The organism is Bacteroides graminisolvens (genome assembly GCF_963666085.1).
GTDB classification, from domain to species: Bacteria; Bacteroidota; Bacteroidia; order Bacteroidales; family Bacteroidaceae; genus Bacteroides; species Bacteroides graminisolvens.
On sequence record NZ_OY762556.1, the window covers coordinates 2,852,796 to 2,868,138 of the forward strand.

Below are 15,343 nucleotides of genomic sequence, written 5' to 3' on the forward strand. Positions count from 1 at the left end.
CATACGAACATGAATAACAAATTTATTAAAAGGCTGGATTGGTACATCATTAAAAAGTTCTTGGGTACCTATGTATTTGCTATCGCTTTGATTATATCTATTGCGGTAGTATTTGACTTTAATGAGAAGATGGACAAGTTTATGACCAATGAGGCTCCATGGAAAGCAATCATTTTTGATTACTACATGAACTTCATCCCCTACTTCGCCAATCTTTTCAGTCCTTTGTTTGTATTCATTGCCGTTATATTCTTTACCTCCAAGCTTGCTGAAAATTCGGAGATCATTGCCATGTTCTCTACGGGCATGAGTTTCAAAAGACTAATGCGCCCCTATATGATATCAGCAGGTATCATTGCCTTGGTTACTTTTGGTCTCGGATCTTATGTAATCCCCAAAGGGAGTGTGAAACGCTTAAATTTTGAGGATAGGTATTATAAAAAAAGAAAGGCTACTTCAGTAAGAAATGTACAGCTAGAAGTTGATAGCGGAGTTATTGCATATATAGAGAGATATGAGGATTATAATAAGACCGGTTATCGCTTTTCCTTGGATAAATTTGTAGATAAAAAGTTGGTTTCACATCTTACCGCCCGTAGTATATCATACGATACAACCACAGTAAACAAGTGGATTATTAAAGATTATATGATTCGTGAGCTTCATGGAATGAAGGAAAAAATAACTCGTGGTGAAACGCTTGATTCTACTATCGTCATGCAACCTACTGATTTTCTAATTATGAAAAACCAGCAGGAAGTTCTTACGAGCCCGCAGCTAGGGTCGTACATAGACAGGCAAAAACAACGAGGGTTTGCTAATATAAAAGAATTTGAGATAGAGTATCATAAGCGTATTGCTATGTCTTTTGCTTCATTTATTCTAACCGCAATAGGGTTGTCATTATCCTCCAAAAAAGTAAAGGGTGGAATGGGACTTCATTTAGGAATAGGTTTGGCACTTAGCTTCTCATATATATTATTTCAAACAATCTCATCAACATTTGCCATTAATGGTAATGTTCCGCCAGCACTGGCCGTATGGATCCCGAATGTTTTATATGCATTTATTGCTGTCTATTTATATATGAAGGCTCCTAAGTAAATGGTGATGACTAGTAATAATAAAAAAGTCCCGTTACACTTCAATAAAGAAGTTAACGGGACTTTTTGTTGTTGTATACATTTGTAGCATTCAGCAGATGTGACTTACTCTTAATTTAAAATAGAGAGTAAATTTTCTGCAGAGATGTTTTTGGCTATAATTGTGCCATTATCATCTAATAAGTAATTTGCGAAACCACGGTTTAAACGATACTTTTTGAATAAACCTGAATCTTCCCCTTTTGTTTCGACAGCACAAACACGTGCATTTAGTCGGTCTTTGCGAATGGTTTCTTTGCATACTGACGAAAATTCATCAAATGAAACAGAAACCATTTCAACCTTTCGGGAAGTGTGATTGAGTACCTCGTTCAACTGCGCATTATGCATGCGCGAAAGAGCATCATAACTTGCCCAAAAGCTAATAAGCACATACTTGCCTTTTAAATCGTCAAGCTTAAATTTGTGCCCACTCAATGTAGATTCGATTATAAAATCCGGGGCTACATCACCCACATTCAATCCTTCAGTGGATTTGTCTTTTGCTACAAAAGAAGTCAAGGAACTAATTAATAATACAACAAAAATCCATTTTACATATTTCATGTAATTAGGTTTTAGTTAATACTATCCGGGCCTGTCTTCCAACAGCGATTTCTACCCGAAACATTGTCTGTGAAAGGCATTCAGTATACTAAATGTACTGATAATCAAGGCCTTTATTTATAGAAATCAGTGCAAAGGTAAGTAATTATTATCTTAACATCCAAATAATAATACTTTTTTCTTCCTTGCCAGCTGTAATATTTGATGTTATTTAGCATAGAATGTAGGTTTTTTCCTTACTTTTGCCAATTATATAAAATATAAGTTATGGAATTATCAAATACTGAACTTATCTTAATGCGCATAACCGGAGAAGATAGGCCCGGTTTGACAGCTTCAGTTACAGAAATATTAGCCAAATATGATGCAGCTATCCTTGATATCGGACAAGCTGATATACACAATACTCTGTCATTAGGTATTCTTTGTAAGACGGAAGAACAATATTCCGGATTTATAATGAAAGAATTGCTGTTTAAAGCTTCCAGTTTAGGGGTCACCATTCGGTTTTATCCTATCTCAGTTGGTGAATATGAGAATTGGGTTAAAATGCAAGGGAAAAACCGTTATATATTAACGCTTTTAGGACGTAAGTTGACTGCTCGCCAAATATCTGCCGTAACTCAAATATTGGCAGAGCAAGGCATGAATATTGATGCGATTAAACGTCTGACGGGACGTATTCCGCTTGAGGAATGCAAAGCCAATATCCGTGCATGTATTGAATTCTCTGTACGCGGTACGCCTAAAGATAGGATACAAATGCAGGAGCAGTTGATGAAGTTAGCAAGCGAATTAGAGATGGATTTTTCTTTCCAGCTTGATAACATGTATCGTAGAATGCGGCGTTTAATCTGTTTTGATATGGACTCTACATTGATTGAAACGGAAGTTATTGATGAATTAGCTATCAAAGCGGGCGTAGGCGATCAGGTGAAAGCAATCACAGAGCGGGCTATGCGAGGTGAAATTGATTTCACCGAAAGTTTTCGTGAACGTGTGGCACTTCTTAAAGGGTTGGACGAATCAGTAATGAAGGAAATAGCAGAAAATTTGCCTATTACTGAAGGGGTCGACCGATTAATGTATGTGTTGAAAAGATATGGTTATAAAATCGCAATTTTATCAGGTGGATTTACTTATTTTGGTCGTTATTTGCAAGATAAGTATGGTGTAGACTACGTTTATGCTAATGAATTAGAAATTGTTGATGGAAAGTTAACCGGTAATTACTTAGGAGATGTGGTTGACGGTAAACGAAAGGCTGAACTGCTGAAACTGATTGCTCAAGTTGAAAAGGTGGATATTGCCCAAACGATAGCTGTTGGTGATGGTGCTAATGACCTCCCCATGCTTGGTGTAGCTGGTTTAGGTATCGCTTTTCATGCGAAACCAAAAGTAGTAGCAAATGCCAAACAGTCAATTAATACGATTGGCCTTGATGGGGTTCTTTATTTTCTCGGATTTAAAGACTCTTATTTAGATGAACAAGGCATATTGTAACATCTATCCTGAAAAGATTTGTGAGCACAATGAATTAGTTTATCTTTGTACATAAATAGATAATAAGATGAAGTTTTCTGAACTTGAATTAGAAGAGAGTGTTCTAGAGGCACTTGATGCCATGAGATTTGACGAGTGCACCCCTATACAGGAACAAGCAATTCCAATTATCCTCGAAGGCAAAGATTTAATAGCTGTAGCGCAAACAGGAACCGGTAAAACGGCTGCTTTTCTTTTGCCAGTGCTCAACAAACTATGTAAAGGCGAACACAGACAGGATGTTATAAATTGCGTGGTTATGTCGCCTACCAGAGAACTGGCTCAGCAAATAGACCAACAAATGGAGGGCTTTTCTTATTTTATGCCCGTATCTAGTGTCGCTGTATACGGCGGAAATGACGGAAGCTTATTTGAGCAGCAGAAAAAAGGTTTATCTTTGGGCGCAGACGTTGTCATAGCAACTCCTGGACGACTGCTTTCTCATTTGAATTTAGGATATGTAGATTTGTCACATGTTTCTTATTTCATACTTGATGAAGCTGATAGAATGCTTGATATGGGTTTTTTTGACGATATAATGCAGATTGTCAAGCATATGCCTAAAGAAAGACAAACAATCATGTTTTCTGCTACTATGCCGGCCAAGATACAACAGTTAGCAAACACAATTCTACGTAATCCTTCTGAAATTAAATTAGCGGTATCTAAACCTGCCGAAAAAATTATTCAGGCTGCGTACGTTTGTTACGAACGCCAAAAGTTAGGTATTGTACAACACCTCTTCGAACAGGAAGTTCCCGAAAAAGTGATCGTATTTGTATCTTCTAAGATAAAAGTTAAAGAGGTTACACGTGCTTTGAAAATGAAAAAGCTCAATGTTGGTGAAATGCATTCTGATTTAGAGCAAGTTCAGAGAGAACAGATTATGCGCGATTTCAAATCGGGCAGGATAAACATTCTTGTAGCAACTGATATTGTATCAAGAGGCATTGATATTGACGATATTCGCCTAGTTATCAATTATGATGTTCCAAATGACAGTGAGGACTATGTACATCGTATTGGTAGAACTGCGCGCGCTAATAATGATGGCGTAGCTATTACTTTCGTAAACGAGAAAGAACAAAGCAATTTTAAAAATATTGAAAACTTTCTTGAAAAAGAAATTTATAAAATTCCAGTTCCAGTTGAATTAGGCGAATCTCCTGAGTATGCGCCAAGAACAAGATCAAATAGCCACAATAATTCTTCAAGAAATAAGAAGCGCTTTAACAGAAAGCCTTCCCAAAGGAAATAAGACTACATTTCAGATTACTACCTACTGTGCATGAATAATGAAGCTATATGTTTCATTATTCGTGAATAATAGACTACATTTGTATCTGTAGTAATCATAAATACCATATGGAACTTTTAGTTTATAAGGCGTCTGCCGGTTCAGGCAAGACATTCACTTTGGCTGTTGAATACATAAGACAGCTTATTCTCAATCCGCGTTCTTACCAACAAATTTTAGCTGTAACATTCACTAATAAAGCTACGGCTGAGATGAAAGAGAGAATTTTAAGTCAGCTGTACGGTATTTGGATAGTAGATGCTGATTCGGATGCTTATCTGAAAAGAATTACTCAATTAACCGGAATGGAAGAGAAAGAAATCAGAATTGCAGCGGGTCAAGCTTTAAGATACATGTTACATGATTACACGCGTTTTCGTGTTGAAACTATCGACTCTTTTTTTCAATCGGTAATGAGAAATTTGGCTAGAGAACTAGAGCTAAGTCCTAATTTAAATATCGAATTAAACAATGAAGAGATTCTGGATGTTGCTATTGATTCCATGATAGAAAAATTAACCCCGAACTCTCCTATTTTAGCTTGGTTACTTGATTACATTGATGAACGCATTGCTGATGACAAGAAATGGAATGTTGCTTACGAAATCAAACGTTTTGGGAAAAATATTTTTAGTGAGGAGTATATTGAAAAAGGAGGTAAGTTGCGAGAAAAGCTCAAAGATCCAAATATCATAAAAAAATACAAAGTACATCTTAATGAACTCCAAAAAGAAGCTCTAGAACAGATGAAAGGCTTTTCCGATCAATTTGAAGGCGAATTAGAGAGGCATGGACTTACTTCTAATGATTTAAAAAATGGGTCAAAGGGTATAGGAAGTTATTTTAGGAAGTTGTACAATGGAAATTTAAGCAATGAAATACGAAATGTAACGGTTGATAAATGTTTGGAAAGCGAGGACAACTGGGCTGCCAAAAGTTCATCTAGATTTTCAGATATAACATCTTTAGCAGCCTCTAGCTTGATCCCAGTTCTTCAAGATGCTGAAGAACTGCGTGCTAAAAACAATCTTATTGTAAATAGTTGTAGCCTATCTTTGCAGCACCTTAATAAACTGCAACTATTAGCCAGTATTGATGAAGAAGTACGTTCTATAAATAAGGAAAAGAACAGTTTTTTACTTTCGGATACTAATGCATTACTTCATAATTTGATAAAGGAAGATGATTCTTCTTTTGTCTTTGAAAAAATAGGAACCAGTATTCGTAATGTTATGATTGATGAATTTCAGGACACAAGCCGAATGCAATGGAATAATTTTAAATTATTATTGCTTGAAGGATTATCCCAAGGAGCCGATAGTCTAATTGTAGGTGACGTGAAACAATCAATTTATAGATGGCGAAGTGGTGATTGGAGTATATTGAATAACCTGAATGAAAAAATAGCCCACTTTCCTATTAGAGTAGAAACGCTAAAAACGAATAGGAGAAGTGAAGTTAACGTTATAAATTTTAATAATTCAGTCTTTCAACAAATAGTTTCAGTTTTAGATAAGAAACATCAGGATGAGTTAGGCGTGAGTTGTGAATCATTGGTAAAAGCTTATGCTGATGTTGAGCAAGAGTGGCCAAATGGTAAAGAAGAAAAAGGTTATGTAAAAGTTTCCTTCTTAGAAGATGATGATGAGAATAGCTATTCTGATAATATGCTTTCTGAGCTGGGTAAAGAAGTTAAACATTTGCTTGCAAGTGGAGTTAAGATGAATGATATTGCTATTCTAGTAAGAACAAATAAAACGATTCCTCTTATTGCTACATATTTTGATGAGAATATGAACTTCAAGATTGTGTCTGATGAAGCGTTCAGACTGGATGCATCTTTTGCATTATGTATGTTAATCAATGCTCTCCGTTTTTTATCTGATAAAAATAACACAATTGCTCTGAGTTTGCTTGCTTTATCATATCAAAGAGATATTTTAAAACAGACAACAGATATAAATCGTATACTTACAGAAAATACTGAAGAATTTCTTCCAAAAGATTTTATTAGCTGTTCGGAGAGAATGAGGCTTATGCCTTTATATGAATTACTGGAAGAGTTATATTCTCTTTTTTCGATGGATTTAATTGAAAAACAAGATGCATACGTATTTGCTTTCTTTGATGCCGTGATTGAATATTTGAAAAGCAATTCTTCTGAGATTGATAATTTTATTCGTTTTTGGGATGAAAAACTATGTAGTAAAACAATTCCGGGAGGGGAAATAGAAGGTATCAGAATCTTGTCTATTCATAAATCAAAAGGGCTTGAATTTCATACAGTATTAATACCATATTGCGATTGGTCAATAGAGAACGAAAGGCACGGACAATTGGTTTGGTGTTTTCCTGAAACTTCCCCATTTGATGAAATTGACATTGTTCCTGTTAATTATTCCAGAAAGATGTCTGAATCAATTTATAACAATGATTATTTACATGAACGTTTGCAGCAATGGGTAGATAATATTAATCTATTATATGTTGCATTTACAAGAGCAGGGAAGAATCTAATTATTTGGGGGCATAAGAAAAAAAATAATTCCGTATCATATTTATTGACATCTAGTCTTCCGCAAATTGATAATATGAGAGAATATTGGGACGATACATTGTGTAGCTTCGAATATGGAAATCTATCTTCTTCAGAAATGATAGTGGATAAAGAGAAAAAAAATAAACTATTACGTAAATCTAGTAAAAGATTGGTGAAGATGTTATCTGTTAAACCAGATATTGAGTTTAGACAATCAAATAAATCGGCAGATTTTATATCGGGAGTTGAAGAAGATAAATCTGATAAACGTTTTATCAACCGAGGGAAATTATTACACTCTCTCTTCTCTGTGATCCGAACAGATCAGGATATAGAAGGAGCTATCCAACAGCTTATATTTGAAGGTGTAATTGACAATAAGGAAATTGAAGATGAGATCAGAAAATTGACAAAGAAAGCTTTCTCAAATGAACGTATCAAAGATTGGTATTCGGGAGCATGGATTTTGTATAATGAATGTGCTATTATATATAAACAAAATGGTGCTTTACAGATTCGTCGTCCGGATCGTGTAATGATGAAAGATGGAGAAGTTGTAGTTGTTGATTTTAAGTTTGGAAAACCAAACAGTAAGTACAACAAACAAGTTGTTGATTATATGCAACTACTGAGTAAAATGGGATATGAAAATATATCTGGTTACCTATGGTATGTTGAAGAAGAGAGAATTGAGCTAGTAAGAACAAATTAAAGAAGCCTAAAATTGATTTTATATGGAAACTTTCTTAAATATTGTAGCTAAAGATATATATACTAAAATTGGAAACGATTTATCAAAAGTTGCGATTGTATTCCCAAATAAAAGAGCAAGTCTTTTTTTTAATGAGTTTTTAGCAGACCAAAGTGAGAACCCTATTTGGTCTCCAGCTTATTTAAGTATCAGTGAATTATTTCAGCAACTGTCTGTTTTAAAATTGGCCGATTCAGTAACTCTAGTATGTGAACTTTATAAAGTATTTATTGAAGAAACTAAAAGTTCTGAGACTTTAGATGAATTTTATTTTTGGGGTGAATTGCTTATCAGTGATTTTGATGATGCAGATAAAAACATGGTTGATACAGTGAAATTATTTTCTAATTTGCAAGAGTTAAAAAATATCATGTCAGGGTACGATTATCTTGATAAGGAACAGGAAGAAGCAATACAAGCATTTTTTCAGAATTTCTCAATTGAGCGTCGTACGCAATTGAAAGAAAAGTTTATTTCACTATGGGATAAGCTTGGAAATGTCTATAATCAATTTACCTATAGCTTACGTACTGCAGGAATAGCATATGAGGGTCTGTTATACAGAGATGTCATTCAAACTATAAAATCCGAATCATTTAAGTATGATAAGTATGTTTTTGTTGGCTTTAATGTTTTAAATAAAGTTGAGAGTTCCTTGTTTGAAACTCTTCAAGCAGATAATAAAGCTATGTTCTATTGGGATTTTGATGTCTATTATACTCAGACTACTGGTTTTAAACACGAAGCTGGTGAGTTTATTAATAGGAATATCCAACGCTTTCAATCTGAACTGAAAGGTCAATATTTTGATAATTTGCGTAAGCCTAAAAATATTAAATTCATTTCGTCTCCTACTGAAAACGCTCAGGCACGTTTTTTGCCCGAATGGATTAGTGAGGTTTATTCCAATAATGAAAGAGAAAATGCTGTTGTATTGTGTAATGAGACATTATTATTGCCTGTTTTACATTCTATCCCAAAACATGTGAATAATTTAAATATCACGATGGGATTTCCATTATCACAAACACCTGTATATAGTTTTATTGATGCTCTTATTGATTTACAAATAATAGGTTACAAACATAAAGAAGGATGTTTTATTTATGATGCAGTGCTTGCTGTCTTAAAACATCCATATACGAGAATGCTTTCTGCTAATGCAAAAGATTTGGAAAGAAGTATATTAGAAAGAAATAAATTTTATCCTCTTCCTTCTGAATTAAGAAAAGATGAGATCTTAGATCTAATATTTACCCCTTGTTCTAATCTATATTCTTTGTGTCAATATTTAAAAGAATTAATATCTGTAGCAGCTTCTTTATACATAGAAAAAGAGGGAAGTACTGATGATATATTCAACCAGCTGTATAGAGAATCTCTTTTTAAAAGTTATACCTCAATTAATCGTATAAGCAACCTAATAGAAAATGGTAAATTGGAGGTTCGGGTAGACACTTTCAGAAAACTAATTAACAAAATATTATCTTCCTTAAATATTCCTTTTCATGGAGAGCCTGCCATTGGAATGCAAATAATGGGAGTACTAGAAACTCGAAATCTAGATTTTAAAAATTTAATTATAATGTCATTAAACGAAGGACAATTGCCCAAATCTGGAGGTGATGCTTCTTTTATTCCTTATAATTTAAGAAAAGCTTTTGGAATGACAATAATAGAGCACAAAAATGCAGTTTATGCATACTATTTTTATCGATTGATCCAAAGAGCAGAAAATGTTACTTTATTATATAATAATTCTTCTGACAGCTTAAACAAAGGAGAATGGTCAAGATTTATGTTACAATTATTACTGGAATGGCCAAACGAAATAAAAAAAGAATATATTGAATCGGGGCAATCTCCACAAACGATTGAAAGTATTACTGTTAATAAAAGTCCCGATTTATTATTAGAACTGGAATATAAGTTTGACACATCATATAACAATAGTGCATTATTGTCTCCCTCAGCTCTAAACACATATCTTGATTGCCCACTGAAGTTTTATTATCAATACTTGGTTGGTTTGAATAGGCCCAATAAAGTCTCATCTGAAATTGACGCAGCACAATTTGGTAGTATATTTCATTTATCAGCACAAAAGACCTATGAATATCTTACTTCACGAGATGATTTGATCACAAAAGATATCCTTGAATCATTAATAAAGAAAGATGTCAAATTACAATCTTACGTAGACTTTGCTTTTAATAATATTTTATTTAAATCTAACGATGATTTGAAACCAGAATATAATGGACAACAACTTATTAATTCAAAAGTGATTGTTTCATATCTCAAACAGCTATTAAGAAATGATATACAATACGCTCCCTTTCAAATGATTGCCATGGAAAAATTTATATCAGAAGATTTTCCTATAATAATAAATGGTAAAAAGCTGAATTTAAGATTTGGAGGAATAATTGACCGAATAGACAGAAAAGAGGATACGTTGCGTATTGTTGATTACAAAACGGGAGGAACGCCTGAAACTCCAGCAAACCTAGAAGCGTTATTTACGCCTTCGAAGAAAAGACCGAGCCACATTTTTCAAACTTTTTTATATGCATCAATACAATGTAAAAAAGAATCTTTGAAAGTAGCTCCGTCATTACTTTATATTCATCATGCATCATCTGAAACATATTCTCCAATTATCGAGATAGGAGAACCAAGGAAAGCCAAGATTCCTGTTAGCGACTTCTCAATATATGAGGAAAAATTTAGAGATAGACTAAGCTTACTTATAAAAGAAATTTTCAATCCGGAAATACCTTTCACTCAAACCAAAGACATTGATTTTTGTGAATATTGTGATTTTAAGACTTTATGCAAGAAGTAATAAAATAGCCCGATCAAATGTCGCGGGCTATTTTATGTTTATTTTTTTAATGGTATTGAAAAACTGAATGTAGAACCTTTTCCTTTTTCTGATTCAAACCATAAATCTCCACTGTTTTTTTGAGCAAAATCTTTGCAAAGAAGTAAACCTAATCCAGAGCCTTCCTCATTATTTGTACCAAATGTACTGAAGTGTGTATCAGTATGTAAGAGTTTCTTTTGCCCTTCTGAATCAATTCCACAGCCATAATCCTTCACACTGAGCACAGAGAACTCTTCTTTATCGGTTACAACTACAAGAATCTCTGATTTTTGATTACTAAACTTGATTGCATTACTCAGTAAATTACGAACAACTGTTTTAACCATGTCAATATCTCCATGGACAATTAATTTTTCAGGTGTTTCCAGTTTTATTGATATTTTTTTGGCGGCTGCAACCATGGAAAAAATTTCAATTACTCCTTGAGCAACCTCAACAATATCAAAATCTTGATATACAACTTTCATCCTACCTATTTGGCTTTTAGTCCACTTTAACAAGTTGTCAAGGAGAGAAAATACATCTTCTGTTGTTTGATTAGCCATTGTTAGCAATTCATACATCTCTTCTCCTATTTTTGAACTAGGTAAATTGAGGATAAGCATATTAAGAACCATTTTAATAGAACCGACGGGCGAACGAAGATCATGTGCAATAACTGAATATAATTTATCACGACCAATAATAGTTTTTTGAAGTTCTTCTGTTTGTGCTAAAATAATTCTCTTTGCAGCAACTAATGATATCTGATGTGTTATACGAATTATAAGTTCTTCTTTATTAAAAGGTTTGGATATAAAATCATTACCACCTACTTGAAAGCCCTTTACGACATCTGTTGTTCCATTTAATGCGGTTAAAAATATTATGGGGATCTCTGATGTTTCAGTTTTTTGCTTTAATATTTGTGCAACCTCAAATCCATTCATTTCTGGCATCATCACATCTAGCAAGACTAAATCGGGACGGTCATTTTCAACAAGTTCAAGTGCTTGTTTGCCGCTGCTGGCAGTAATGACATTGAATTTTTCGTTTGTCAGTAATACCTTCAATAGCAAAACATTAGATGTTACATCATCTACAATAAGTATCTTATATTCAGACGGAGTTATTTTCATGGTATTGTAATTTTGCACTTTGTTAACTGTTCAAATTAGAATTGTGTAAACTACACTTCTACAAATTTAAACGTTTCTTTAAAATTAGCAAAACTCTATGTTACTTATTCTAGCTAAAAGAGTTATTTTAATAAAAAAAAACAAAATGCCTAGAATTGGACTTTATATAATCTTGTACAAAGCTATTATTCAATTAAAAAGGAGGAATGCTATTATAAATCTGCATTCCTCCTTTTTTGGGATTGAAAAAACTTATAGATTGATTATTTATATTCTTCCCAACTCTTAATTGCTATGTCATCTATGCTCATTGTGCAAAAAGCATTGATAAATGAACTTGCTAAACGTGCATTGGTTATAAGCGGAATATTCAAATCTATCGCAGCTCGCCTTATTTTATACCCATTATCAAGTTCTCCTGCTGTTAGATTTTTTGGAACATTAACAACCATGTCGAGTTCTTTTTTATGTAGCATATCAAGAGCTTGTGGCTTTCCTAATTCACTAGGCCAGTAGACTAATGTACTTTCAATATTATTTTCAGTAAGGTATTTATGTGTTCCTCCTGTCGCATATATTTTATATCCTTTGTTAGCCAAAAGTCTGGCCGCATCAATCATGTCTGCTTTTTGTTTCGGGGTTCCCGTTGATAACAGAATATTCTTTTTAGGTATTCTGTGCCCCACAGATAACATGGCTTGAAGTACTGCACTTGAAGTGTCAGACCCGATGCACCCTACTTCTCCTGTTGAAGCCATATCAACTCCCAAAACAGGGTCAGCTTTTTGCAAGCGGTTAAAGGAGAACTGAGAAGCCTTAATTCCAACATAATCAAGCTCAAATAAGTTTTTTGATGGTTTCTCAACAGGAAGCCCCAACATAACTTTGGTCGCCAACTCTATGAAATTAATTTTCAGGACTTTACTTACAAATGGAAAGCTTCTAGATGCACGTAAATTGCATTCAATCACTTTAATATCATTTTCCTTAGCTAGAAATTGAATATTAAAAGGTCCAGAAATATTAAGCTCTTTAGCAATTTCCCGGCTGATACGTTTGATGCGCCTTACTGTTTCAACATATAGTTTTTGAGGAGGAAATTGAATAGTGGCGTCTCCACTATGTACACCAGCAAATTCAATGTGCTCGCTGATTGCATAAGCTATTATCTCGCCATTTTTGGCTACAGCATCCATTTCCACTTCTTTGGCGTGTTCTATGAACTGACTTACAACAACGGGATGCTTTTTACTTACATTAGCGGCAAGTTTTAAAAAGCGTTCGAGTTCCTCATCGTTTGAACAAACATTCATTGCAGCTCCAGATAGTACATAAGAAGGCCTTACTAGCACAGGAAAACCAACTTCGCTTACGAATGAATTAATATCTTCAAGCGAAGTTAATTCCCTCCAACGTGGTTGATCAACCCCAATACGGTCCAACATAGCAGAGAATTTTTCTCTGTCTTCTGCATTATCAATGCTTGTGGCTGTAGTCCCAAGAATGTTGATTTTTTGTTCGTCCAATCGCATGGCTAGATTATTGGGTATCTGACCTCCTGTAGAAACAATGACTCCATGAGGATTCTCTAATTCAAGAATATCCATTACTCTTTCAAAAGTCAACTCATCGAAGTAAAGTCTATCGCACATATCATAGTCCGTAGAAACGGTTTCCGGATTGTAGTTGATCATAACACTACGGAACCCTTCTTGACGGATTGTATTTAATGCTTGCACACCACACCAGTCAAATTCAACAGATGAGCCGATACGATAAGCGCCTGATCCCAAAACTACTATTGATCTGTGATCGCCTAAGTATTTAACGTCATTAGTTACACCATTATACGTAAGATATAAATAATTAGTCTGTGCAGGATATTCAGCTGCTAACGTATCTATTTGTTTAACAACAGGCACAATGCCAATGCTTTTTCTATAATTTCTGACAGAAAGTATCCCTTCTTCCATATCACCGTCAAAACCTATAGCACGAGCTATTTGGAAATCAGAAAATCCTTGTTTCTTGGCTTTCATCAGAAGATCAGATGAAAGAGATGCTATTTGTTTGTTATTATTCCCCCATTTATTTAATTCTTTCGAAGTCTGATAGATATTCATCAATTTATCAAGGAACCACTTATCTATTTTGGTAAGCTCGCGAATTTGATCAATGGTATATCCGGCTCTAAATGCTTCTGATATCACAAAGATTCGTTTGTCTGTTGGCTCTCTTAAAGATTTGTCAATATCTTCAATTACCAATTCTTTATTACCAACGAATCCATGCATACCTTGTCCAATCATTCGAAGACCTTTTTGAATGGCTTCCTCAAATGTTCTACCAATAGCCATTACTTCACCTACTGATTTCATTGAAGAGCCTAATTCTCTATCAACACCATGAAATTTACCTAAATCCCAGCGAGGTATCTTACAGACTACATAATCAAGTGCAGGTTCAAAGAAAGCTGATGTAGTTTTAGTTACTGAATTTTTAAGATCAAAAAGACCGTAACCCAATCCTAATTTGGCAGCGACAAAAGCTAATGGGTAACCTGTTGCTTTAGATGCTAAAGCAGAAGAACGGCTCAATCTTGCATTTACTTCAATGACGCGATAATCTTCCGATTCAGGATCAAAAGCGTATTGTACATTACACTCACCAACAATTCCAATGTGACGAATAATACGAATAGCCAATTCGCGCAATTTGTGATATTCGGCATTAGTTAATGTCTGTGATGGAGCGATTACTATAGATTCTCCTGTATGAATACCCAATGGGTCAAAGTTCTCCATGTTACAAACTGTAATACAGTTATCATAACAGTCTCTTACTACTTCGTATTCAACTTCCTTCCAACCTTTAAGACTTTTCTCTACTAATACTTGAGGAGAAAATGAAAATGCCTTTTCAGCAATTTTATCGAGTTCTTCTTCATTATCACAGAATCCGGATCCTAATCCCCCTAAAGCATAAGCAGCACGAATGATAACCGGATAACCTAATTCCTTAGCAGCTCTTCGAGCATCGGGTATATTATTTACGGCTTCACTCTTAATAGTCTTAACATTAATCTCATCGAGCTTTCTAACAAAGAGTTCACGATCTTCAGTATCTATAATTGCTTGTACAGGAGTACCTAGCACTTCTAAATCATACTTTTCAAGTACGCCTGATTTATAAAGTTCCACTCCACAATTTAATGCTGTCTGTCCACCAAAAGCAAGTAAAACTCCTTGCGGCTTTTCTTTCTGAATGACCTTTTCTACAAAGTAAGGAGTGACAGGTAAAAAGTATATTTGATCAGCCACGCCTTCACTCGTTTGTACGGTTGCTATGTTAGGATTAATAAGAATAGTCTCAATACCTTCTTCTTTTAAGGCTTTTAAGGCTTGTGAGCCTGAATAGTCAAACTCACCGGCTTCTCCAATTTTAAGGGCACCAGAACCTAGCAGCAAAACTTTCTTTATATCTTTTCTCATTATTCT

The 15,343-nt window shown here is 34.4% G+C and carries 8 protein-coding genes; 5 read left to right on the forward strand and 3 right to left on the reverse strand.

Features of this window, described 5'->3' with window-relative positions; genetic code table 11:
• The first annotated feature begins 9 nt into the window (after positions 1–9).
• The gene (locus ACKPCE_RS12140; RefSeq protein WP_276963407.1) at positions 10–1,104 is read left to right on the forward strand and encodes an LptF/LptG family permease; all 1,095 of its coding nucleotides are present in this window, start codon (positions 10–12) and stop codon (positions 1,102–1,104) included.
• A gap of 110 nt (positions 1,105–1,214) precedes the next feature.
• Here ACKPCE_RS12140 and ACKPCE_RS12145 read toward each other — a convergent pair whose 3' ends face one another.
• Positions 1,215–1,709, reverse strand: a complete 495-nt coding sequence (locus ACKPCE_RS12145; protein ID WP_308764414.1) for a peroxiredoxin family protein — start codon at positions 1,707–1,709, stop codon at positions 1,215–1,217.
• A 267-nt stretch (positions 1,710–1,976) separates the two neighbouring features.
• Between ACKPCE_RS12145 and serB the strand changes: the two genes are divergently transcribed.
• The 4 genes from serB to ACKPCE_RS12165 all read left to right on the forward strand — a co-directional run bounded on the left by serB (position 1,977) and on the right by ACKPCE_RS12165 (position 10,686).
• Entirely contained in the window at positions 1,977–3,212 is a 1,236-nt protein-coding gene (gene serB / locus ACKPCE_RS12150; protein WP_319505376.1) for a phosphoserine phosphatase SerB, read from the forward strand.
• Positions 3,213–3,279: 67 nt separating this feature from the next.
• Positions 3,280–4,509, forward strand: a complete 1,230-nt coding sequence (locus ACKPCE_RS12155; RefSeq protein WP_319505377.1) for a DEAD/DEAH box helicase — start codon at positions 3,280–3,282, stop codon at positions 4,507–4,509.
• Between the two features lie 107 nt (positions 4,510–4,616).
• Positions 4,617–7,799, forward strand: coding sequence for a UvrD-helicase domain-containing protein (locus tag ACKPCE_RS12160; protein WP_319505378.1), 3,183 nt, complete (start codon positions 4,617–4,619; stop codon positions 7,797–7,799).
• A 22-nt stretch (positions 7,800–7,821) separates the two neighbouring features.
• On the forward strand, positions 7,822–10,686 hold the full coding sequence (locus ACKPCE_RS12165; RefSeq protein WP_319505379.1) for a PD-(D/E)XK nuclease family protein: 2,865 nt from the start codon (positions 7,822–7,824) through the stop codon (positions 10,684–10,686).
• Positions 10,687–10,724: 38 nt separating this feature from the next.
• Here the strand turns inward: ACKPCE_RS12165 and ACKPCE_RS12170 are convergent, their stop codons facing one another.
• Positions 10,725–11,846 (reverse strand): ATP-binding response regulator, encoded by a 1,122-nt coding sequence (locus ACKPCE_RS12170; protein WP_034782530.1) that lies wholly within the window; start codon positions 11,844–11,846, stop codon positions 10,725–10,727.
• A gap of 263 nt (positions 11,847–12,109) precedes the next feature.
• Positions 12,110–15,337, reverse strand: coding sequence for a carbamoyl-phosphate synthase (glutamine-hydrolyzing) large subunit (gene carB, locus ACKPCE_RS12175; RefSeq protein ID WP_319505380.1), 3,228 nt, complete (start codon positions 15,335–15,337; stop codon positions 12,110–12,112).
• Positions 15,338–15,343 lie beyond the last annotated feature (6 nt).